Source organism: Lactobacillus sp. UMNPBX19 (assembly GCF_002553805.1).
GTDB lineage: Bacteria > Bacillota > Bacilli > Lactobacillales > Lactobacillaceae > Lactobacillus.
The window spans coordinates 1-673 of the sequence record NZ_PCYR01000084.1 but is presented as its reverse complement, the minus strand read 5'-3'; the positions used below and the strand labels follow the sequence as shown (position 1 = coordinate 673).

Genomic DNA, 673 nt, shown 5'->3' with positions numbered 1-673 from the left:
CCAAGAAAAAGCTCGCCCACGCTCAAAGAATACTTTCACGTAGAGAACGCAGAGCCAAAAAAGAAGGACGCTCTTTGTGTGAATCCAAGAACTATCAAAAACAGCGCCTAGCCGTCGCTAAACTGCACGACAGGATTCGCAGACAGAGACAAGACTTCTTGCACGTTCTTTCTACTGCATTAATCAAAAACCACGATTTAGTAGTAGCCGAAGAACTAAGAAGTAAAAATCTGTTAAAGAATCATGCTCTTGCCCAATCTATTTCTGATGCAGGATGGCGGAGTTTCTTAACCATGCTCGAATATAAAGCTGATCTTCATGGCAAAAAGTTTGTCACGATTGACCCAAAATTTACTACGCAAAGGTGTCATACTTGCGGAAACATAATGGGACAAAACGGCTATAAGAAACTTACGCTTAAGGATCGGAAATGGACTTGCCCAGTATGCGGAAGTTATCACATAAGAGATTGGAATGCTTCTGTAAACATCTTAGAAAAAAGCAAAGGTATTTGGAAAAATCCTAAAATAAAAAAAGCAATCTAAATGGACTGCAGTCCGTTTGGCAACTTGCGGACTCAAAAGGCTTTGGTAATTGGGAAAACCGCTGTTTGGATTTTCGCAATTCAAACAAGTTAAGCCTGTATCTAAGCAAATTGGTGAAATAGTTAGCG

Annotated in this window: 1 protein-coding gene; it reads left to right on the top strand. The window is 40.1% G+C overall.

The features are described 5' to 3' along the window. Nucleotides 1–545: RNA-guided endonuclease TnpB family protein (locus CP370_RS09155; RefSeq protein ID WP_143467880.1), on the top strand; the 545-nt coding region annotated here is incomplete at its 5' end. Between the last annotated feature and the right edge of the window lie 128 nt (nt 546–673).